The sequence below is a fragment of the Noviherbaspirillum aridicola genome (assembly GCF_019656455.1).
GTDB lineage: Bacteria > Pseudomonadota > Gammaproteobacteria > Burkholderiales > Burkholderiaceae_D > Noviherbaspirillum > Noviherbaspirillum aridicola.
This window is the reverse complement of sequence record NZ_BPMK01000024.1, coordinates 21,879-42,568: the sequence shown is the minus strand read 5'-3', so window position 1 is coordinate 42,568 and position 20,690 is coordinate 21,879. Positions and strand designations below refer to the sequence as shown.

The 20,690-nt window shown below is 67.0% G+C and carries 17 protein-coding genes; 10 read left to right on the top strand and 7 right to left on the bottom strand.

All coding sequences use genetic code 11. From position 1 onward, the window contains the following. Positions 1–98 precede the first annotated feature (98 nt). Positions 99–2,960 carry a phosphoenolpyruvate carboxylase gene (gene ppc / locus NCCP691_RS20550; protein WP_220810441.1) on the bottom strand — a complete coding sequence of 954 codons (2,862 nt, stop codon included), beginning with the start codon at positions 2,958–2,960 and terminating at the stop codon, positions 99–101. A 119-nt stretch (positions 2,961–3,079) separates the two neighbouring features. Between ppc and hemC the strand changes: the two genes are divergently transcribed. From hemC to ppa, 5 genes are all read left to right on the top strand, one after another. Further along, positions 3,080–4,027 carry a hydroxymethylbilane synthase gene (hemC, locus tag NCCP691_RS20545; RefSeq protein WP_220810440.1) on the top strand — a complete coding sequence of 316 codons (948 nt, stop codon included), beginning with the start codon at positions 3,080–3,082 and terminating at the stop codon, positions 4,025–4,027. A gap of 29 nt (positions 4,028–4,056) precedes the next feature. After that, positions 4,057–4,839 (top strand): uroporphyrinogen-III synthase, encoded by a 783-nt coding sequence (locus tag NCCP691_RS20540; RefSeq protein ID WP_220810439.1) that lies wholly within the window; start codon positions 4,057–4,059, stop codon positions 4,837–4,839. Next, positions 4,836–5,948, top strand: coding sequence for a uroporphyrinogen-III C-methyltransferase (locus NCCP691_RS20535; protein WP_220810438.1), 1,113 nt, complete (start codon positions 4,836–4,838; stop codon positions 5,946–5,948). The genes NCCP691_RS20540 and NCCP691_RS20535 overlap by 4 nt, the downstream gene beginning before the upstream one ends. A 1-nt stretch (position 5,949) precedes the next feature. Then, entirely contained in the window at positions 5,950–7,146 is a 1,197-nt protein-coding gene (locus NCCP691_RS20530) for a heme biosynthesis HemY N-terminal domain-containing protein (protein ID WP_220810437.1), read from the top strand. Positions 7,147–7,249: 103 nt separating this feature from the next. Next, positions 7,250–7,789 carry an inorganic diphosphatase gene (gene ppa, locus NCCP691_RS20525; RefSeq protein ID WP_220810436.1) on the top strand — a complete coding sequence of 180 codons (540 nt, stop codon included), beginning with the start codon at positions 7,250–7,252 and terminating at the stop codon, positions 7,787–7,789. A 252-nt stretch (positions 7,790–8,041) separates the two neighbouring features. Here ppa and NCCP691_RS21460 read toward each other — a convergent pair whose 3' ends face one another. Then, complete coding sequence (locus NCCP691_RS21460; protein ID WP_238482533.1) at positions 8,042–8,188, bottom strand: hypothetical protein; 147 nt, start codon at positions 8,186–8,188, stop codon at positions 8,042–8,044. On the opposite strand from NCCP691_RS21460, the gene NCCP691_RS20520 reads away from it, so the two are divergent. From NCCP691_RS20520 to NCCP691_RS20510, 3 genes are all read left to right on the top strand, one after another. Beyond that, entirely contained in the window at positions 8,181–10,139 is a 1,959-nt protein-coding gene (locus NCCP691_RS20520; RefSeq protein ID WP_238482532.1) for a TonB-dependent siderophore receptor, read from the top strand. The genes NCCP691_RS21460 and NCCP691_RS20520 overlap by 8 nt on opposite strands. Before the next feature lie 49 nt (positions 10,140–10,188). Next, positions 10,189–11,499 (top strand): PepSY-associated TM helix domain-containing protein, encoded by a 1,311-nt coding sequence (locus NCCP691_RS20515; protein ID WP_220810434.1) that lies wholly within the window; start codon positions 10,189–10,191, stop codon positions 11,497–11,499. 181 nt (positions 11,500–11,680) lie between these two features. Further along, complete coding sequence (locus NCCP691_RS20510) at positions 11,681–13,282, top strand: HDOD domain-containing protein (protein ID WP_238482531.1); 1,602 nt, start codon at positions 11,681–11,683, stop codon at positions 13,280–13,282. 10 nt (positions 13,283–13,292) lie between these two features. Here NCCP691_RS20510 and NCCP691_RS20505 read toward each other — a convergent pair whose 3' ends face one another. Then, entirely contained in the window at positions 13,293–14,342 is a 1,050-nt protein-coding gene (locus tag NCCP691_RS20505; RefSeq protein WP_220810432.1) for a serine/threonine-protein kinase, read from the bottom strand. 42 nt (positions 14,343–14,384) lie between these two features. Beyond that, positions 14,385–15,515, bottom strand: a complete 1,131-nt coding sequence (locus NCCP691_RS20500) for a GNAT family N-acetyltransferase (protein ID WP_220810431.1) — start codon at positions 15,513–15,515, stop codon at positions 14,385–14,387. Between the two features lie 115 nt (positions 15,516–15,630). On the opposite strand from NCCP691_RS20500, the gene NCCP691_RS20495 reads away from it, so the two are divergent. Further along, positions 15,631–17,679 carry an NAD(+) synthase gene (locus NCCP691_RS20495; protein ID WP_220810430.1) on the top strand — a complete coding sequence of 683 codons (2,049 nt, stop codon included), beginning with the start codon at positions 15,631–15,633 and terminating at the stop codon, positions 17,677–17,679. A gap of 133 nt (positions 17,680–17,812) precedes the next feature. Further along, positions 17,813–18,151, top strand: a complete 339-nt coding sequence (locus NCCP691_RS20490) for a P-II family nitrogen regulator (RefSeq protein WP_220810429.1) — start codon at positions 17,813–17,815, stop codon at positions 18,149–18,151. Positions 18,152–18,164: 13 nt separating this feature from the next. Here NCCP691_RS20490 and NCCP691_RS20485 read toward each other — a convergent pair whose 3' ends face one another. Genes NCCP691_RS20485 through trxB form a run of 3 tightly spaced genes read right to left on the bottom strand, consistent with a single transcriptional unit; the run spans position 18,165 to position 20,481 of the window. After that, complete coding sequence (locus NCCP691_RS20485) at positions 18,165–18,767, bottom strand: trimeric intracellular cation channel family protein (protein ID WP_220810428.1); 603 nt, start codon at positions 18,765–18,767, stop codon at positions 18,165–18,167. A 57-nt stretch (positions 18,768–18,824) separates the two neighbouring features. Beyond that, positions 18,825–19,472 (bottom strand): Smr/MutS family protein, encoded by a 648-nt coding sequence (locus tag NCCP691_RS20480; protein WP_220810427.1) that lies wholly within the window; start codon positions 19,470–19,472, stop codon positions 18,825–18,827. Positions 19,473–19,524: 52 nt separating this feature from the next. After that, positions 19,525–20,481, bottom strand: coding sequence for a thioredoxin-disulfide reductase (gene trxB, locus NCCP691_RS20475; protein ID WP_220810426.1), 957 nt, complete (start codon positions 20,479–20,481; stop codon positions 19,525–19,527). Positions 20,482–20,690: the final 209 nt, after the last annotated feature.

The following is a 20,690-nucleotide window of genomic DNA, read 5'->3' as shown; positions in this document are numbered from 1 at the left end:
CCTGCCTCTCATCCGCTTGCGTACACAGGGCCGGCCAACCCGCCCGCCTGCGGGTATCGCTGCCGTCCCTTCACAAGGCCAGCGAACTCAACGCCGCATCAGCCGGTATTCCGCAAGCCCGCAGCGATCCCGTTGATCGACAGGTGTATCCCGCGCCGCACCCGTTCGTCGGTCTGACTTCCCGCGGCCACGGAGGCGCGGTGACGCTTGATCAGTTCCACCTGCAGGTGGTTGAGCGGGTCGAGGTAGGCGAAGCGGTTCTTGATCGAGCGCGCCAGCAGCGGATTGGCGGCCAGCCGCTCGCGCGAGCCGGTGATCAGCGCGAGGCAGGCGACCGTGCGCTCGTGCTCGTCCACCATGCGCTTGAAGATGCTGTTGCGCAGCTTGCGGTCGGGGACCAGTTCCGCGTAGCGCGAGGCGACGGCGAGGTCGGACTTGGCGAGCACCATGTCCATGTTCGACAGCAGGGTGGCGAAGAACGGCCATTCCTTGAACATGGCGCGCAGCATGCCGAGACGCTTTTTCTGTTCCTTCGGATCCGCGTCCTCCTGCAGCCATGCATCGACCGCGCTGCCGAAGCCGTACCAGCCCGGCAGCAGCAGCCGGCACTGGCCCCAGGAGAAGCCCCAGGGAATCGCGCGCAGGTCTTCGATGCGGCGGCTTGCCTTGCGGGAGGCCGGGCGCGAACCGATGTTGAGTTCGGCGATTTCGGCGATCGGGGTGGCGGCGAAGAAGTAGTCGGTGAAGCCGGGCGTGTCGTAGACCAGGTGACGGTAGGCGCGGTAGGCATTCTCCGACAGCGCGTCCATCACCGCTTCGAAGCCGGCGATGCGGCGACCCTGGCGGCCCTGGCCCGGATGGGGCATCAGGCTCGCTTCCAGCGTGGCGGCGACCAGCAGCTCGAGGTTGCGGCGGCCGATCTCCGGGTTGGAGAACTTGGAGGCGATGATCTCGCCCTGTTCCGTCAGCCTGATCTGGCCGTTCACGGTGCCGGCCGGCTGCGCGAGGATGGCTTCATAGCTCGGACCGCCGCCCCGGCCGACGGTGCCGCCGCGGCCATGGAACAGGCGCAGCTTGACGCCTGCACCCTCGAACAGTCCGACCAGCCGGGTCTCGGCCTTGTACAGCTCCCAGTTGGAAGTGAGGAAGCCGCCGTCCTTGTTGGAATCCGAATAGCCGAGCATGACTTCCTGCAGGTCGCCCCGGGCGGCGATCATGCGGCGCACTTCCGGCAGCGCCATGTAGCGCTGCATGATGTCGGCCGCACAGCGCAGGTCGGGAATGGTTTCGAACAGCGGGATGACCATCAGCTCCATGCGCGCCGCGCCGCCCTGCGCGCCGTCCCAGCCGAGATGCAGCAGGCCGGTTTCCTTCTGCAGCAGCAGCACTTCCAGCAGGTCGGACACCGATTCGGTATGCGAGATGATGTAGTTGCGAATCGCGCGCTCGCCGTAGCGCTGGCGGATTTCGCGCCCGGCGCGCAGGATCTCGAGCTCGGATTCGGTCTCGGCGCTGTAGCCGAGCCAGGGCGAATACAGCAGGCGCGGCTTGGCGAGTTCTTCCCGCAGCAGCGTGAGCTTTTCCTCCTCCGGCAGTGCCGCATAGTCGGGGCAGGCGCCGGCACGCGCGAACAGTTCGGTCAGCACGCGCTCGTGCACGTCCGAGCTTTGCCGCATGTCCAGCGTGGCAAGGTGGAAGCCGAAGATTTCCGTGGCGCGCCTGAGCGTCGCCAGGCGCGGCTTGATCAGCATCGCGCCGTGGTGCGACTTGAGCGAGTCGACGAGTATCTGCAGGTCGCGCGTGAACTCGGCCGGTTCGGCGTAGGGCGGGGCGGTGCCGACTTCCTTGCGCAGCACATGCGCCGCGCCGAGGCTTCGCGCGGTCGCCGCGAGCCGCGAATAGAGGCCGATCAGCGCGCGCCGGTAGGGCTCGTCGGCGCGATGGTCGGAGGCGTCGGTCGAGGCTTCGGCCAGCGCGAGCAGTTCCGGGCTGGCGCCGACCAGCAGCGTGGACACCGACAGTTCGGCGCCGAGCGCATGCACCTCGTCCAGGTAAAAATCGAAGATGGTGGCCGACTGCCGCTCCAGCGCATGGCGCATGGTGCCGGCGTTGACATTGGGGTTGCCGTCGCGGTCGCCGCCGATCCAGCTGCCCATCTGGACGAAGGCCGGCAGCTCGAGCTCGCCCGCGTGGCGCTGCGGGAACTGGGCCGCGATCTCGTTTTCGATATCGTCGTACAGCGCCGGCAGCTCGCGCAGGAAGGTGATGCGGTAGTAGGACAGGGCGTTGTCGATCTCGTCGGCGACGGTCAGGCGGGTATAGCGCAGCATCCGGGTCTGCCACAGCGTGGCGATGCAGGCGTGCAGCAGCTGCGTGTTGCGCGCGCTCTCGCGCGGCGTCAGCGGCAGGTCGCGCTCGGCCAGCAGGCGCGCGATCTCGCGCTCGGCGTCGAGGATGCTCTTGCGCTGCACTTCGGTGGGATGCGCGGTCAGCACCGGCGAGATCAGCGCCTCGCGGAAGAAGCTGCGCACCGATGCGCCCGGCACGCCGGCGTCGTCGAGCCGCGAGAGCGCGTAGGCGATGCTGCCCTGCTGCGGCGCCGAGCCCGCCAGCAGGTGGGCGCGGCGGCGCCGGTTGTGATGCTGGTCTTCGGCGATGTTTGCCAGATGTGAGAAATACGAGAACGCGCGCACCACTGAAATCGTCTGGTCGCGCGTCAGTTTCTTCAGCAGGCGGTTGAGCTCGGTGCCCGACTGCGCATCCGATTCGCGACGGAAGCGGACCGCGGTCTGGCGGATGGTCTCCACCACCTGGAACACCGCTTCGCCTTCCTGGTCGCGCAGCACCTGGCCGAGCAGGCGGCCGAGCAGCCGGATGTCTTCTTTGAGAGGCGCGTCCTTGTCGGGCGCGGACGTCGCGGTGCTGCGTGCCGCACGTGCGGCCAGTGTCTGTTTTGCCATGTCGAACGAAATGATTTCAGGGAAACGAAAGCGGCTTTTGGCCGGGGATCGGGGGCGGTCGCATGTTAGAATCGGCGCCCAGCTGAGAACAGCATCTGTCACATCGAAAAGAGCCCGTCGTGAAAGTTTCCCCTCCGTCCAAGTTGGTCATCGCATCGCGCGAGAGCCGCCTCGCCATGTGGCAGGCAGAACATGTGCGCGCAAGGTTGTCGGCATTATATCCGCAGTGCAGCATCGAAATTCTCGGAATGACAACCAAGGGCGACCAGATTCTCGATCGCACGCTGTCCAAGGTCGGCGGCAAGGGACTGTTCGTCAAGGAGCTGGAAGTCGCGATGAGCGAGCGGCGCGCCGATCTCGCCGTGCACTCGCTCAAGGATGTGCCGATGGATCTGCCGGAAGGCTTCGCGCTGGCCGCGGTGCTGGAGCGGGAAGACCCTCGCGACGCCTTCGTGTCCAACGACTATGCCTCGCTCGACGATCTGCCCGAGGGCGCCGTCGTCGGCACCAGCAGCCTGCGCCGTCAGGCGCTGATCGCGGCCCGCTATCCGCACCTGGTGATCCGTCCGCTGCGCGGCAACCTCGATACCCGCCTGGGCAAGCTCGACCGCGGCGAATACGCGGCCATCATCCTCGCCGCCGCCGGACTGAAGCGGCTCGGCCTGCCGCAGCGCATCCGCGCGCTGATCGAGCCGGAGCAGAGCCTGCCGGCGCCGGGTCAGGGCGCGATGGCGATCGAGATCCTCGACGGACGCGACGATCTGATGCAATTGCTGGCCCCGCTCGACCACCGGGCGACGGCGCAGGCCGTGCGCGCGGAACGCACCGTCTCGCGCGTGTTCGGCGGCAGCTGCCAGATCCCGCTGGCCGCTTTTGCCACCGTCGAGAATGAACAGATGCGCCTGCGTGCGATGGTGGCGACGCCGGACGGCAAGCGCATCGCCAGCGCCGAGACCCGCGGCGCCGCGGCCGATCCCGAAGCGCTCGGCCGCGAGATCGCCGATGCGCTGCGCGCGCGCGATGCCGAGGGCATCCTCGCCGCCTGCCGCGCGATGGATGCCGGCTGAGCGGTCTCCTGTCACCGCCCATCGACGGCATGGCAGCGCATCCAGTCCTTCCCGTGGTCGTGACGCGGCCGGCAGCGCAGGCGGCCCCGCTCGCGGCCCGACTCGCCGCCGCCGGGCGCGAGGCCGTCGTCTTTCCGCTGCTTGAGATACAGCCCTTGCCCGATCCGGCGGGCCTGCGCGCCGCGCTGTCCCGCCTGCGCGACTACGCGATGGTCGCCTTCGTCAGTCCCAACGCGATCGACGCCGCCTTCGCGCTGATCGCCGACTGGCCGCCCGAGGTCGCGCTCGCGGTGGTGGGCGAGGGCAGCAAGGCTGCGCTGGCCCGGCACGGCATCGTGCCCGGCAGGTTCATCATCCACAGTCCGCGCGACCCCGTGCGCAGCGATTCCGAGACCTTGCTGCAGGCGCTCGACATCGACGCGCTCCGCGGCCGCAAGGTGCTGATCGTGCGCGGCGAAAGCGGGCGCGAACTGCTTGCCGACGCGCTGCGCGCCCATGGCGTGGACGTCGTGCCGGTGGCCGCATACCGCCGCGCCGCGCCCGCGCTCGACGAGGCGCGGCGCGCGCAGCTCGTGGGCCTGCTCGACGGCGGCGCCGACTGGGTGATCACCAGTTCCGAAGCGCTGCGCAATCTGCTCGACATGGCGCGCCAGGCCGCCGGCGACGCGGGCGTGACGGCGCTGCGCCGGCAGCGGCTGATCCTGCCTCACATCCGCATCGCCGAGACCGCCCGCGCGCTCGGCTTCGACACGCTTTTGCAGACCGCTTCAGGGGACGATGCCCTGGTCGCCGCGTTAGAATTGCGTCCATGAACAATTTGCCGTCATCACCGCCGCCCGACACCTCCATGCCAGCCGATTCCGCCCCCGACGCTTTGCAAAAGACCAACGACCCCCGTCGCGCGACGCGCGCGCTGGCGGCCGCACTCGGACTGCTCGCGCTGCTGCTGCTGGCCGAGTGGTGGCACACCGAGCGCGAGCTGAGCGACCTGCGCCAGGACATGGCGCAGCGGCTCAAGAGCGGCGAGGCGGCCGGCACCGAGACGCGGCTCATCGCGAAATCGGTGCAGGACGCGATGAAGGATGTGCAGGCCAAGGTCAATGTGCTGGAAGGGAAGCAGACCGAGTCGCAGAGCCAGCAGCTGGCGCTGGAACAGATGTACCAGGAGCTGGCGCGCAACCGCGACGACTGGGCGCTGGCCGAGATCGAGCAGGTGCTGTCGACGGCCAGCCAGCAGCTGCAGCTGGCCGGCAACGTGCAGGGCGCGGTGATCGCGCTGCAGAACGCGGACAGCCGCCTGTCCCGTTCCGACAAGCCGCAGTTCATCATGATCCGGCGCGCGATCGCAAAAGACCTGGAGCGGCTCAAGTCGCTGCCGGCGGTCGACCTCGCGGGACTGGCGCTGCGCCTGGACAGCGTGATCGCCCAGGTGGATGCCATGCCGCTGCTGTCGGATGAACGCCCGGCGTTGCCCGCGACCCAGCCGAAGGAATCGCGCCGCGCGCAGCGGGCGGCGGCGGGTCAGCCGGCCGACAGCGACTGGCTGGCCGCGCTGGAAGAAAAATGGCAGAGCTGGTCGGCCGAGATGTGGAATGAAGTGCGCCAGCTGGTGCGCGTCCGGGACGTCAACACGCCCGACGCGCTGCTGCTCGCCCCCAGCCAGGCGTACTACGTGCGCGAAAACCTCAAGCTGCGCCTGCTCAACGCGCGCCTGGCGCTGCTGACCCGCAACGAGGGAGCCTTCCGCAGCGACCTGTCGGCGGCGCAGGACACGATAGGCAAGTACTTCGACACGCGGGCGCGGCAGACGCAGACGGTGCAGGCGCTGCTGCGCCAGGTCCAGGCCAGCAACCTGTCGATCGAAATGCCGACGCTGTCCGACAGTCTGAACGCGGTCCGCAACTACAAGGCCAAGCCCTGACATGAGGATTTTTCTTTCGCTCGTCATCCTGTTTGCCGCCGCGGTCGGACTCGCGCTGGGCGCGCGCTTCAATCCGGGCAACGTGGTGTTCTTCTATCCGCCGTACCGGATGGACATGTCGCTCAACCTGTTCCTGGCGCTGGCGGCGGGGCTGTTCGTGCTGCTCTTCATGCTGCTCAGCGCGATCCGCAGGACGCAGCAGATGCCGGCGCGGGTGGCCGCGTACCGCCGCGAAAAACGCGAGCGCGAAGGCAACCGCGCGCTGCGCGACGCGCTCAAGGCCCTGTTCGACGGCCGCTTCGGCCAGGCCGAGCGTGCCGCCACGCGCGCCGCGGAAAGCCCGGAGAACGCCGGCCTGGCCGCGCTGATCGCGGCCCGTGCCGCGCACAGGATGGGGCAGTCCGACCGGCGCGACACCTGGCTGGCCAGGGCGCGGGACGAGCAGGGCCTCAAGACCGCGCGCCTGATGACCGCCATCGAACTCTCCACCGACGCCCACGAGCCGGAAGCGGCGCTGGCGGCGGTGCAGGAACTCAACGCGAGCGGCATCCGCCATATTCATGCGCTGCGGCTGGCGCTCAAGGCCAACCAGACCGCCCAGGACTGGCCTGAAGTGCTGCGCCTGGTGCGGCTGCTGGACAAGCGCAATGCGCTGCATCCCGCGCTGTCGAAGCGGCTGCGCGAACTGGCCTACGACGACCTGCTGTCGAAGCAGTCGGGCGACGCCGAATCGATACGCCGCATCTGGTCGACGATCCCGGCGGAGGACAGGACGCAGTGCTTCGTCGCCGTGCGCGCCGCGCGCGCCTTCAATGCGGCCGGCCTGCACGACGAGGCGCGCGTGATCGTCGAAAAGGCGCTCGCGGTGGAATGGGACGACCGCCTGGTGCGGGTCTACGGCGAATCCGCCGCCGCGCCCGGCACACCGGCCCTGCTGGCGCAGATCGAACGCTGCGAGCAATGGGCGCAGTCCCGGCTAGGCGATGCCGAACTCGCGCTGACCCTGGGTTCGCTTTGCCTGCGCCAGCAACTCTGGGGCAGGGCGCAGCGCCAGCTCGAACAGGCGCTGTCGGAAGCGGACGAGCCGGAGGTGGTGCGCGCCGCGCATCTCAAGCTCGCGCAGCTGCACGAGTCGCTCAATCAGCCGGAGCAGGCCGCCGCCCATTTCCGCCAGTGCGCGCTGGCGACCCTGCTCTGATGCCTGCGGCGGCGCAAGCGCCCATGTTGCGCCGCATGAACCCGCAGGGAAAGCCGCTATAATCCCGGGGTTATAAAATTTTCTTCCTTTCCGAGAGAGCATCATGAGCCTGAGCAACGTACCCGCCGGCCGCAACCTGCCGGATGACTTCAACGTCATCATCGAAATCCCGATGAACGCCGACCCGATCAAGTACGAGGTCGACAAGGAGACCGGCGCGATCTTCGTCGATCGCTTCATGGGCACCGCCATGCACTACCCGTGCAACTACGGCTATATCCCGCAGACCATCTCCGACGACGGCGACCCGGTGGACGTGCTGGTGATCACGCCGTTCCCGCTGATTCCGGGCGTGGTGGTGCGCTGCCGCCCGATCGGCGTGCTCAAGATGAAGGACGAGGCCGGCGGCGACGCCAAGCTGCTCGCGGTCCCGGTCGACAAGGTCCTGCCGATCTATACCCACTGGCAGAAGCCGGAAGACCTGAACGACCTGCGCCTGCAGCAGATCCAGCACTTCTTCGAGCACTACAAGGACCTCGAAAAGGGCAAGTGGGTCAAGGTCGAAGGCTGGTTCGGCCCGGAAGAAGCGAAGAAGGAAATCATGGCCAGCGCGGCCAAGTACGCCGAGGAACACAGCAAGTAATCCGGTAGCTGGTCCGTTCACGAAAGGCGCGTCGCGGGACGCGCCTTTTTTATTGCCGCGGGGATGGCTGAATGAGCTTGACCGATCGGTTTTTGCAATTGATAATCATTCTCTTTCAGCTCGCCCCGTAAAGCCCCCGCTTACTAGCCAGCCATTGTCATCACGCATGGAGGCTAGTGTGTCGCATCAGTGCCGGGTCCGGCTTCGTCCAGTTTCGGTTGCCATGATGGCAGCCATCGCTTCATTTCCCCTCTACGCCCAGACGCCGTCCGCGGAGCCGTCTGCCGCCGATTCGGTACTGCCCACGGTGACCGTGAGCGGCGGCGGCCTGCCGGCGAAGACCGAGGGATCGGGTTCGTACACGGCCGGCTCGGCGGCGACGGCGACGGGCATGAGCATGTCGCTGCGCGACACGCCGCAGTCGGTGTCGGTCATCACCCGGACGCAGCTTGACGATTTCGCGGTGCGCGAAGTCAACGATGCGCTCGAGCTGGCGACCGGCATCAGCGTCGAACGCGTGGAAACCGACCGCACCTACTACACCGCCCGGGGCTTCGACATCCAGAACTTCCAGGTGGACGGCATCGGTCTGCCGCTGGTCTTTGGCAACGTCGAGGGCAGCCTGGACCCGGCCATCTATGACCGGATAGAGGTGGTACGGGGCGGCACCGGGCTCATGTCCAGCCTCTCCGATCCGTCGGCCACGATCAACTTCATCCGCAAGCGCCCCGTGCGCGATCTGCAGGCGTCGGCCGGCCTGTCGTTCGGGTCATGGAACTACCGCCGGCTCGACGCCGATCTCTCCGTGCCCTTCAACCAGTCCGGCAGCGTGCGCGGCAGGCTGGTCGCCGCGCATGAAGACAAGGGCTCCTACCTGGACAGGTACCAGCACAGGAAGTCGCTCTTCTACGGCGTGATCGAGGCGGACCTTGGAGCGAGCACGACGCTGGCGGCGGGACACAACGCGCAGTACAACGACGCGGACAGCCCGATGTGGGGGGCCTTGCCCCTGAACGACACCAGCGGCAACCGCACCGGCTACCGCCGCTCCACAAGTACCGCGACCGACTGGGCCTACTGGGATGGGAAAAAGGCGGGCAGCTTCCTGGAACTGTCGCACTTCCTCGACAATGGCTGGCAGGCGAGGGCGGTGCTCAGCCACAACCGGACGACCGAGGACAGCCGCCTGTTCTATGTCTACGGCACGCCTGACCCGACCACGCCGGGTTCCGATCTGTTCAGCTATCCCAGCGAATATGAATTCGAGAACCGGCAGACACTCTTCGACGTGATCGCCAACGGACCATTTTCGCTGTTCGGCCGCGAGCATGAACTGATGCTCGGGGCCAGCCGGGCCAGGTCGACCTCCGACAATACCTCCTACTATGGGCAGGGCATCGGAACCGAAATCCCGGCCCTGGAAGACTGGGACGGCAGCTATCCTCTGCCAGCCTTCGATGCCGGCATCGATGGCTCCCGCTTCAAGGACAGGCAAAACAGCATATATGGCGCCGTGAGACTGAATGCGAGCGACAGGCTGATGCTGTTGGCCGGCGTGCGCCGCACCAGCTACAAGTCCGACGGCATCGCCTACGGCGAAGACCGGACCAAAAACTACCCGGACAGGACGACGCCGTACTACGGCGCAAGCTACAGGCTGGGCGAAACCTTTTCACTGTACGGGAGCTACACGAAAATCTTCAGGCCGCAGACGGAGGTCGACATCACGGGTTCGCGCCTGGACCCGGTGACGGGAAAGAGCTACGAAGCCGGGATCAAGGGTGAATTCTTCAACCGGAAGCTGAATGCGACATTTGCCCTGTTCCGCGCGCGCCAGAAGAACCTCGCCGAACAGGCGGGCACCGTCCCGATCACGTACTACGCTGCCTCCGACACCCTCTCCAGCGAGGGCTATGAATTCGATGTGAGCGGCGAGGCATGGCCCGGATTGCAGCTTGCCGCGGGCTACACCTTCGTCGACATCGACAATGCCGACGGTCGCGACGCAAGGACTTTCATCCCGCGCAGATCCGCCCGGCTGGCGGTCACTTACCGCCTGCCCTCGATGCAGGCCATGAAGGTGGGCGCCAGCATCAAGTGGCAGGACGACATCCACCGCATCAACGGTACTGCGAGCACCGGGTCCCGGGCCGGCGAGGACATACGGGTCAGGCAGAAGAGCTACGCGCTCATCAACCTGATGGCGCGCTATGAATTCAGCAAGCACCTGTCGGCCACCCTGAACCTGAACAACCTCACCGACGAGAAGTACATCAACAGCCTGTACTGGGAGCAGGGCTTCTATGGCGCGCCGCGCAACCTCAACGTCGCGCTGAACTGGACCTACTGATTCGCCAGGACGCACGCACGTCCACACCCGACCCGACCAGGAGCAAGCCATGCGACGCTTATTCGTGCTGCTGCACCGCTACGCCGGACTGGCGATGGCAGCCTTCCTTTTCATCAGTGGCATCACCGGCGCCGTCATTTCGTGGGACCATGAACTGGACGACCTGCTCAACCCGCATCTCATGGAAGCGCGCAGCGCTGGCCAGCCCCGACCCGTGCTGGAACTCGCCAGGCTGGTCGAGGAACGCCATCCGCAGGTCATGGTGACCTTCATGCCCCTGAACGTGGAAGCGGGAAAGTCGCTTGCGTTCGGCGTCAGTCCGCGGGTGAATCCGGCGACCGGCAGACTGCATGAACCCGGTTTCAACCAGGTCTTCGTCGACCCCGTCAGCGGCGAGGAACTCGGCAGGCGCGAGTGGGGCGCGGTATGGCCGGTCACCCGCGAGAACTTCGTCTCCTTCCTTTACGTGCTTCACTACAGTCTCCACCTGCCGGAAATGTGGGGCATCGATCGCTGGGGCGTCTGGCTGCTCGGCGTGATCGCGGTGATCTGGACCATCGACTGCTTCACGGGCTTTTACCTGACCCTGCCGCCGGGACGACGGGCTGCGACACAAGACGTGTCGCCCGCCGGCGACAGCAAAGGCAGGGAGGGTCCCGAACGGAGGTCCTGGTGGCGGCGCTGGAAGCCGGCCTGGCAGGTTCGCTGGGGCGGCGGCGGCTACAAGCTGAACTTCGACCTGCACCGCGCATTCAGCCTGTGGACCTGGGTGCTGCTTTTCATTGTCGCGTTCACCGCATTCTCGCTCAACCTCTACCGGGAAGTGTTCTTCCCGCTGATGTCGACCGTCTCCACGGTCACGCCGTCGCCATTCGACCTGCGCGCGCCGACAGGACCGCACGAGCCGATCGTGCCGAGGCTGAGCCATGCTGACGCAATAGCGACGGCCCGGGGCGTGGCCGCGCAGCGCGGCTGGACCGACCCCGCGGGCAGCGTGTTCTACACGCCCAACTGGGGCATCTACGGCGTCGAATTCTGGGCGCCGGGAGCCGACCATGGCGTTGGCGGGGTCGGGCACGCGCGCATTTACATTGATGGCAATGATGGCCGGCTGCTCGGCGACCGGCAGCCCTGGCAGGGCACCGCCGCCGACATTTTCGTCCAGGCGCAATTCCCCCTGCATTCGGGACGCATACTCGGCATTCCGGGGCGCATTCTGATCTCACTGATGGGCGTCGTTGTTGCCATGCTGAGCGTGACCGGCGTCTATATCTGGTGGAAGAAGCGTCGATCCAGGCTCGGCTCGGGCGTGCGACATGCGGCGAGGGCGGGGCAGCGCGGCATTAAATTGCCGGCATGAGTCTGCGGGATGTCCCGTTGCCCGGACACGGGCGGTCGCACTGCGACCGCGCGGCGTCCGACTCCCGGCGTTCAGCTTCCCTCTTGTCGCGGGAAATGTTGCACATGAGCATCGACATTCCGCAGCGTTTGGGGCATCATCGGTCAACACAAGAACAAGGTTTTCCGAGGAGCGCTTTCAAGTGGTTTCACAACATGCCGGGCCAGCCAGTCCCGCCGGAGCCCGGACACCGGCCGACGAAGCCGCCCGCATCGCGCGCGACCGTCTGCTGCAGAAGATCAGTTCCGAGGCTGACCTGCCCGCGCTTGGCGGCGCCGTTTCCCGCGTCGTTCAGATGACGTCCTCGGACGACGAGGCGGTCCGCAGTCTCGCCCGCTTCATCCTGTCCGACGTGGCCCTGACGCAGAAGGTACTGCGCCTCGCCAATACCGTCACCTACCGCACCGCGTCGGGCACGCCGGTGACCACGGTCTCCAAGGCGATCTTCATTCTCGGTTTCGAGACGGTCAAGACCGCGGCGCTGGCGATGATCCTGGTCGACGGGCTCGCCGGCCGCCATGCGAAAGCGGTGTACAACGAACTCAACCAGGCACTGTGCGCCAGCATCGTCGGGCGCGAGATGGCGCGCCGCAGCCAGTTCAAGGACGCGGAAGAGGCCGCCATCGCGGCGCTCTTCAAGAACATCGGCCGGGTGCTGGTCGCCGCGCACGATCCGCACAGCTACAACCGCATCAGCGCGCTGGCGGAAGCCGGCGACCATACGCCCGCCCAGGCTTCGATCGAGGTGCTCGGCTGCAGTTTCGAACTGCTGGCCGAAGCGGTGCTGCGCGAGTGGAACATGCCGGAGACCATCGTCTCCGCGCTGGCCTCGCCGCCGCCCGGCGTGCTCAAGCCGCCGAAGGGGCGCCAGGAATGGATGCAGCAGGTCGCCGCCTTCAGCGCCGCCGCCGCCCGGCTGATTCCGCAGCACGGCGAGCAGGGACAGGAGGCCGCCGCGCGCGCGGTGCTGACCCGCTTCGGCGGCGCGCTCGGCCTGGATCATGCCCGCATGAGCGAGATGTTCGCCGACGTCGCCGAGGAAACCCGCAACCTGGCCACCAATGTCGACCTGGCGCTCAATGATGAGCACGTCGAGCGCGAGCCGCACGCCCAGGCGGCGGACGACGCCGCGCGCGCTTCCGGGCTGCCGGGCGAACTGCTGCTGGGCGGGGCGGACCAGGAGCCGTCGCCCGACGACGTGCCGCGCCATGCGAGCGGCAAGCCGATCAACGCCCGCGACCGCCTGCTGGCCGGCGTGCAGGACGTGACGCAGATGATGGCCTCGGGCCGCTGCAAGGTGAACGACCTGATGCTGCTGGTGCTGGAGACGCTGTACAGCGGCCTCGGCTTCCGTTTCGCCACGGTCTGCCTGAAGGATCCGCAGAACCAGGGCTTCCGCGCCCGCATCGCCATCGGCGAGCAGGCCGCCGAGCGGCAGGCGAAATTCGCCTTTCCCGCCTCGTCGTCGCGCGACCTGTTCCTGCTGGCGCTGGAAAACGATGCCGACCTGATGATTTCCGACGCCGGCGTGCCGAAGATCCGCGATCTGCTGCCGGCCTGGCACCGCGCGCTGCTGCCCGACGCGCGCAGCTTCATCGTCCTGCCGCTGGTGGTGCAGAAGCGGCAGCTCGGCTTCTTCTACGCCGACCGGGTGCAGCCGGCGCCCGAGGGGGTGCCGCACGACGAGACGGCATTGATCAAGACGCTCAAGGGGCAGGTGCTGGCGGCGGTGCAGCCGCGCTGAGCGGGGCCGTTCAGCCGAACTTCAGCACGGCGGCCGCTGCGGCCAGCAGCACGGCGGCGGCGGCGAGCCCGGCCAGGAGCAGGCGGCGATCCGGCGCGCGCGTGTCCTCGTCGCGCTCGGCCGCCTGCACCGCGGCATCCACCGCCAGGTTCAGCCGGCGCCGCGCGCGACGCTCCTTGAGCAGGTAGCGGCGGATGTCGAGCGCCATGCGCTCCGCGCTCTGGTAACGCTTCTCCGGCCGCTTGCTCATGGCCTGCAGCACCACGCGCGACAGCGACATCGGCACTTCCGGGTTCACTTCATGCGGCGCCCGCGGCGCCTTGTAGGCGATCTGCTGCAGCAGCTTGTCCGCGCTTTGCGCCTGGAAGGGCTTGCAGCCGGTGAGCATTTCATACATCACCGCGCCGAGCGAATAGATGTCGGTACGCGCGTCCACCGGCTCGCCGCGCGCCTGCTCCGGCGACATGTAGTTCGGCGTGCCGAGCAGCTGTTCCCCGGCCATCAGCGTGACCACCTCGTCCGGCCGCACCTCGTCGTCGGGCAGACGGTTGGGGCCGCGCGCGATGCCGAAATCGATCAGCTTGGGCTGCAGGTCGTTGACCATGTAGATGTTGGCGGGCTTGAGGTCGCGGTGGACGACGCCGCGCCGGTGCGCGTGTTCGAGCGCGCCGGCGATGCGCCACCCGATCGACGCGGCTTCATGCGCGGGATAGCGGCGGCCGCCGTCGAGCAGGCGGGCGAGGGTATGCCCCTGCAGATACTCCATCGCCACATAGGTCACGCCGCCTTCGCTGGACGCGTCATAGATGGTGACGATGTTGGGATGGGAGAGGCGCCCGGCGATGCGCGCCTCGTTGATCAGCTGGCGCTCGCAGCGCGCCTTGTCGCTCCCGGACAGCCGGGGATTGGCGGTCTTGATCGCGACGTCCCGTCCGACCACCGTGTCATGCCCGAGGTAGACACAGCCGGTGGTCCCGCGTCCGAGCTCGTGGGCGATGCTGAACCGGCCGATGCGGTGCGGTTCGCTGTAGTGGCTGCGGGAGGAGGCGGTGGCGCTCATGGCCCGACAGCATGCCCGCAAGTGTCGTATTTGGCAAGACGATCAGGCGCGGAACGGATCATGCTCGCGCAGTTCGTCGATATACGCGGCGATGCCGCCCGATTCCTGCTCGAGGAAGCGCTCCACCGCGTCGGCGAAGCCGGGATGGGCGAGCCAGTGGGCGGACCAGGTCTTCACGGGCAGGAAGCCGCGCGCCATCTTGTGCTCGCCCTGCGCGCCGCCCTCGAAACGCTGTATGCCGCGGGCGATGCAGAATTCCAGCGGCTGGTAGTAGGCGGTCTCGAAATGCAGGCAGGGCACGTCTTCGATCGCACCCCAGTAGCGGCCATACAGCGCCTGTTCATCGTGCACCACGAGCGAGGCGGCGATCGGGCGTCCCTCGCGTTCCGCGATGATCAGCCGCAGATGCCGCGGCATGTCACGGCCGACGCGCAGAAAGAAATCGAGATTCAGATAGGGCGTCGAATAATGCGCGGCATAGGTATGGTCGTAGCAGCGCTTGAAGAAGCGCCAGTCGGCCTCGCTCGCCTCGCCGCCGGCGACATGCCTGAAGCCGATGCCGGCTTCGGCGACCTTGCGCCGCTCCGCGCGGATGTTCTTGCGCTTCTTGCGCTCCAACGTGTCGAGGAAACCGTCGAAGTCGGCATAGCCGCGATTGAGCCAGTGAAACTGCACCCCGTTGCGCAGCATGAATCCGGCCGCTTCCAGGCGCCGCGCCTGATCCTCCGGCGGAAACAGGATGTGGGTCGAGGACAGGCCGTTCTCCCGCTGCAGTTCGCACAGGGCGGCGATCAGCGCGGCTTCGGCCCCGGCGTCGCGTGCCAGCAGGCGGCTGCCGGGCACGGGCGTGAACGGAATCGCGGCCAGCAGCTTGGGGTAATAGTCGAGGCCGTTGCGGCGGTAGGCGTCGGCCCACGCCCAGTCGAACACGTACTCGCCGTAGGAATGGGCCTTCACGTACAGCGGCAGCGCCGCCGCCAGGGTGTCGTCCCGCCAGAGCGTCAGGTACTGGGCCTGCCAGCCCGCGCGCGGGGCCGCGCTGCCGCTCTCGTGCAGGGCATCCAGGAAGGCCGACAGCAGGAAGGGACTGGTTTCGCTTTGCGCCGCGACAAGCGCATCCCATTGTTCGGCGATGGCGGAAAGGGAAGAAACGATTCGCGTGCGATAATTCACTTTTGTCAATCCAGTCAGTACGGCTCTCCGGGCAGTACTGCTTCATTCTACGCAAGTTCGCCAACCCGGGCCTGCATCCACTTGCCGCCCGCGGATTCGTCGGAGACAAGCAGACATGAGCAAGAATTTCTTCAATATCTATTCCCACGACTTTGCCAGGGTCGCGGTGGGCGTGCCGCGCATCCGCGTCGCCGATCCCGTCTTCAATGCGCGCCAGACGCTGGCGCTGGCCGAGGATGCCGCGAAAAGCGGCGTCGCCCTGTTGCTGTTCCCCGAGCTGGGCCTGTCGGCCTACACCTGCGACGACCTGTTCCACCAGGGCGCGCTGCTGCAGGCCTGCACCGAAGCGCTCGGCACCATCGTCGCCGCCTCGGAAAAACTGCCGCTGGCGATGATTGTCGGCCTGCCGCTGCGGGTCGAGCACAAGCTGTACAACTGCGCGGCGGTGGTCGCCGGCGGCCGCATCCAGGGCGTGGTGCCCAAGACCTATCTGCCCAACTACGGCGAGTTCTACGAGGGGCGCCAGTTCAATCCCGCCGACAGCGCCGTCTGCGGCGAGATCACGCTGCTCGGCCAGCAGGTGCCGTTCGGCCCGCACCTGCTGTTCCAGGTCGCCAACCTGCCCCTGCTGCGATTCCATGTCGAGATCTGCGAAGACCTGTGGGCGCCGATTCCGCCCTCGTCCTATGCCTGCCTGGCGGGCGCCACCGTGCTGCTCAACCTGTCGGCGTCCAATATCGTGGTCGGCAAGTCCGGCTACCGCCACCAGCTGGTGAGCCAGCAGTCCGCGCGCTGCCTGTCGGCCTATCTGTATTCCTCGGCGGGGCAGGGCGAGTCGACCACCGACATGGCCTGGGACGGCCAGTCGCTGATCTGCGAGAACGGCGAGCTGCTCGCCGAGTCGGGCCGATTCCTCACCGATTCGCATCTCATCTGCGCCGATGTCGACCTCGGCCGCCTGTCGCACGAGCGCATGCGCAATACCACCTTCGGCCACTCGGTGCGCCGCCACGCGCAGGAGCTGGCGCGCTTTCGCTGCGTCGAATTTCCGCTCGACCTGCCGCGCGCGGACAGGCTGCCCCTGCGGCGCAACGTCGAGCGCTTCCCGTATGTTCCGTCCGACCGCCGCCGCCGCGACGAGCGCTGCAGCGAGGTCTACAACATCCAGGTGCAGGCGCTGTCGCAGCGCCTGTCGGCCACCGGCATGGACAAGGTCATCATCGGCGTCTCCGGCGGCCTCGATTCCACCCATGCGCTGCTGGTCTGCGCCGCAGCGATGGACCGGCTCGGCCTGCCACGCACGAATATCATCGGCATCACCATGCCCGGCTTCGCCACCAGCGGCCGCACCCTGCAGCAGGCGCGCCAGCTGATGGACGTGATCGGCTGCTCGGCGAGCGAGATCGACATCCGGCCGAGCTGCCTGCAGATGCTCAAGGACATCGGCCATCCCTACGGCCAGGGCGAGGAGAAATACGACGTCACGTTCGAGAATGTGCAGGCCGGCGAGCGCACCAGCCATCTGTTCCGCCTCGCCAACCTGCACAACGGCATCGTGATCGGCACCGGCGACCTGTCCGAACTCGCACTCGGCTGGTGCACCTACGGCGTGGGCGACCACATGTCCCATTACAGCGTGAACGCCAGCGTGCCGAAGACGCTGATCAGCCATCTCGTGCGCTGGGTGGCGGAAACCGGCCAGATCGGCAGTACCGGTTCCGAGGTGCTGCTGGCGGTGCTCGACACCGACATCAGCCCCGAACTCGTGCCCGGCAAGTCGGACAATCAGCCGGAGCAGAAGACGGAGAGCGCGATCGGCCCCTACGAGCTGCAGGATTTCAACCTGTACTACACGCTGCGCTTCGGTTTCTCGCCGGCCAAGGTGGCCTTCCTCGCGCATGCCGCCTGGCGCGACCGGGAAGCCGGCCGCTGGCCGGAGGAGGCGCACGTGGCGCGCAACGAATACGACCTGGCCGCGATCAAGCGCAATCTCGGCATCTTCCTGCACCGATTCTTCAAGACCAGCCAGTTCAAGCGCTCCGCCATCCCGAACGCGCCCAAGGTCGGTTCCGGCGGTTCGCTGTCGCCGCGCGGCGACTGGCGCGCGCCGAGCGATTCCGAATCGGTGGTCTGGATGGAGGATATGAAGAATATTCCCGACTGAATTCCCGACTGAAGCGGGACCGGCGCATCCGCCATTGCCGAGATCATTGCCGCGGGTTATCGTAGCGGCATCCGGCCCGGGCAATCAGGTTCGCGCCAGCAGGTTTTGAAGACGATTTAACGAAGGAGTTGTTATGAAGCTGGTCACCGCAATCATCAAACCGTTCAAGCTCGACGAAGTGCGCGAGGCGCTGGGCGAAATCGGCATCACCGGCCTGACCGTCACCGAGGTCAAGGGCTTCGGCCGCCAGAAGGGCCACACCGAGCTGTACCGCGGCGCGGAATACGTGGTGGATTTCCTGCCGAAGGTGAAGATCGAGGCGGTGCTCGACGACGCCGTGGTCGAGCAGGCGGTCGATGCCATCATCAAGGCGGCCCGTACCGGCAAGATCGGCGACGGCAAGATCTTCGTGCGCGAAGTCGAGCAGGTCATCCGCATCCGCACCGGCGAAACCGGCCCCGACGCCGTCTGAACCCTCGTCCGGATCAGTCGATCCGGACACCCCTGTGCCAGGTGACCAGCCGGAACAGGCTGATCGCCAGGGCACTCGTCCACAGCGAAAAATCCCCCGGGATGCCTGCCTTGGTCATCAGCAGGTACATCCAGCAGCCGGCGAATGAACAGATCGCATAGGGCCGGCCGTCGCGCAGCACCATCGGAATCTCGTTGCACACGATGTCGCGCAGCACGCCGCCGAAGATCCCCGTGATCACGCCCATCATCGAGGCGATGAAGATCGGCATGCCGGCCTCCAGCGCTTGCGACACGCCGACGATCGAAAACAGCCCGAGCCCCAGCGCGTCCGCCACCACCACCAGGCGTTCCGAGATCAGCTTGCGCATCATCGCGATCGCGGGCGCGGCCACCAGCGCCAGCAGAAAAATCAGGATCGCGTATTCCTGGTGCGCGACCCAGAACAAGGGGCGCTCGTCGAGCAGGATATCGCGCAGGGTGCCGCCGCCGAAGGCGGTGATGAAGGCGACGGTGAAGATCCCGACCACGTCCATTCTTTTTCTGCGCGCCTCGGCGAAGCCGGAGAAGGCGCCGGCGAGAATGGCGAGTATTTCGAGGAATTTGATCAGGGACATGCGCCAGGCGGAATTGTTCTTTTCCGCATTGTACGCGGCGCGCGCCGGCGCGCGGAATCAGCCGCCCGATGCACGCAGCAGCACCACCAGGGCGCCGGCGCCGCCGTCCGCGGCGCGCGCCTGGCAAAAGGCGATGACTTCTTCCTTCTGTACCAGCCAGCTGCGCACCTTGCTCTTGAGGACGGGTTCCTTGTTGACCGAGCCGAGGCCCTTGCCGTGGATGACGCGCACGCAGCGGATGCCGCGCCGGACCGCCTGGCGCAGGAATTCGCCGAGCGCCTCGCGCGCCTGCTCGCGGCGCATGCCGTGCAGGTCGAGCTGTTCCTGGATCACCCAGTGGCCGCGGCGCAGCTTGCGCACCGTGTCCGGCCCGATGCCCTCGCGCGCGTAGCTCAGCGCCTCGTCGGATTCGAGCAGGGTGTCGACATTGAATTCATCCGACAGCGATTCCTGCAGCGCCGCCTGTTCGTCGGCCATGCGCTGGCGCGGCAGCGGCGCGGGCGGGGGCGGCGCGGCATGCGCCTTGTCGGGCGGGGCCAGCGGCGCGACATTGCCGATGCTGCGCCTGAACAGCTCGACGTCGCGCCGGCTTTCCTGTTCGCGCCGCAGGCGCTCCGCTTCGGCCGCCTTGCGGGCTTCTTCGGTGGCCTTGATTTGCGCGCGCAATTGCTTGAGCGCGGCGAAGTCCTTGATCGGACCGGACATGATCAACTCCTTGCACAGCGGCGGCATCCGCCGCCGCCGACCGCGACGCCGGTCAGCCGTCCAGGCTTTCCAGGTAACGCTGGGCGTCGAGCGCGGCCATGCAGCCGGTGCCGGCGCTGGTGATCGCCTGGCGGTAGACATGGTCCTGCACGTCGCCCGCGGCGAACACGCCCGGTATGTTGGTCGCGGTCGCCATGCCTTCGATGCCGCTCTTCGTCCTGATGTAGCCGTTCTCCATGTCGAGCTGGCCCTCGAAGATGCCGGTATTGGGCTTGTGGCCGATCGCGATGAACACGCCCTGCAGGCCGATCTCGCTGGTCTCGCCCTTGCTCGACTTGATGCGCACGCCGGTGACGCCGCTGTCATCTCCGAGCACTTCATCGAGCGTATGGTTCCACTTGATCTCGACCTTGCCTTCCTCGACCTTGGCCATCAGGCGGTCGACCAGGATGGGCTCGGCGCGGAACTTGTCGCGGCGGTGGATGACCGTGACCTTGCTGGCAATGTTGGACAGATACAGCGCTTCCTCGACCGCGGTATTGCCGCCGCCGACCACCGCCACCTGCTGGCCCTTGTAGAAGAAACCGTCGCAGGTCGCGCAGGCGGACACGCCGCGGCCCATGAAGGATTCTTCCGACGGCAGGCCGAGGTACTGGGCCGAGGCGCCGGTGGCGATGATCAGGGCGTCGCAGGTGTACTCGCCGCTGTCGCCGATCAGGCGCATCGGCTTTTCGGTCAGCTTGGCGGTATGGATGTAATCGAACACGATCTCGGTGTTGAAGCGCTCCGCGTGCTGCAGCAGGCGCTGCATCAGCTCCGGTCCCTGCACGCCCAGCGGGTCGCCCGGCCAGTTTTCCACGTCGGTGGTGGTCATCAGCTGGCCGCCCTGCTCGACACCGGTGATCAGCACCGGCTTCAGGTTGGCGCGGGCCGCATAGACGGCGGCGCTGTAGCCGGCCGGGCCGGACCCGATGATCAGTACATGGGCGTGTTTTGTGGTGGTTGCCATGGCAGTAGGGGAGAGTAGTGATTGATCGTTGTGACGCCGACGGGACGCAATGGGGCCGTCATGCCGGATCAGATGTCGCCAAAAGGTAAAATTTCAATGGCGCACCGATATTGCATCCGAAAAACTGGGTAAGATTATAGACGAAACCCGTTCCCGGGCCGGACCGTGTCCGATCCCGGTCGAGCCTCCCCCGGCGTCCCGCCGCATGT

Bases quoted from the DNA above. Each gene is read 5' to 3' on its own strand.
- NCCP691_RS20505 (WP_220810432.1), bottom strand. From the start codon at position 14,342: ATGAGCGCCACCGCCTCCTCCCGCAGCCACTACAGCGAACCGCACCGC.
- NCCP691_RS20530 (WP_220810437.1), top strand. From the start codon at position 5,950: ATGAGGATTTTTCTTTCGCTCGTCATCCTGTTTGCCGCCGCGGTCGGA.
- NCCP691_RS20520 (WP_238482532.1), top strand. From the start codon at position 8,181: ATGAGCATGTCGCTGCGCGACACGCCGCAGTCGGTGTCGGTCATCACC.
- NCCP691_RS21460 (WP_238482533.1), bottom strand. From the start codon at position 8,188: ATGCTCATGCCCGTCGCCGTCGCCGCCGAGCCGGCCGTGTACGAACCC.
- NCCP691_RS20480 (WP_220810427.1), bottom strand. From the start codon at position 19,472: ATGTCCGGTCCGATCAAGGACTTCGCCGCGCTCAAGCAATTGCGCGCG.
- NCCP691_RS20535 (WP_220810438.1), top strand. From the start codon at position 4,836: ATGAACAATTTGCCGTCATCACCGCCGCCCGACACCTCCATGCCAGCC.
- NCCP691_RS20485 (WP_220810428.1), bottom strand. From the start codon at position 18,767: ATGTCCCTGATCAAATTCCTCGAAATACTCGCCATTCTCGCCGGCGCC.
- NCCP691_RS20495 (WP_220810430.1), top strand. From the start codon at position 15,631: ATGAGCAAGAATTTCTTCAATATCTATTCCCACGACTTTGCCAGGGTC.
- ppa (WP_220810436.1), top strand. From the start codon at position 7,250: ATGAGCCTGAGCAACGTACCCGCCGGCCGCAACCTGCCGGATGACTTC.
- NCCP691_RS20540 (WP_220810439.1), top strand. From the start codon at position 4,057: ATGGCAGCGCATCCAGTCCTTCCCGTGGTCGTGACGCGGCCGGCAGCG.
- NCCP691_RS20490 (WP_220810429.1), top strand. From the start codon at position 17,813: ATGAAGCTGGTCACCGCAATCATCAAACCGTTCAAGCTCGACGAAGTG.
- trxB (WP_220810426.1), bottom strand. From the start codon at position 20,481: ATGGCAACCACCACAAAACACGCCCATGTACTGATCATCGGGTCCGGC.
- NCCP691_RS20515 (WP_220810434.1), top strand. From the start codon at position 10,189: ATGCGACGCTTATTCGTGCTGCTGCACCGCTACGCCGGACTGGCGATG.
- ppc (WP_220810441.1), bottom strand. From the start codon at position 2,960: ATGGCAAAACAGACACTGGCCGCACGTGCGGCACGCAGCACCGCGACG.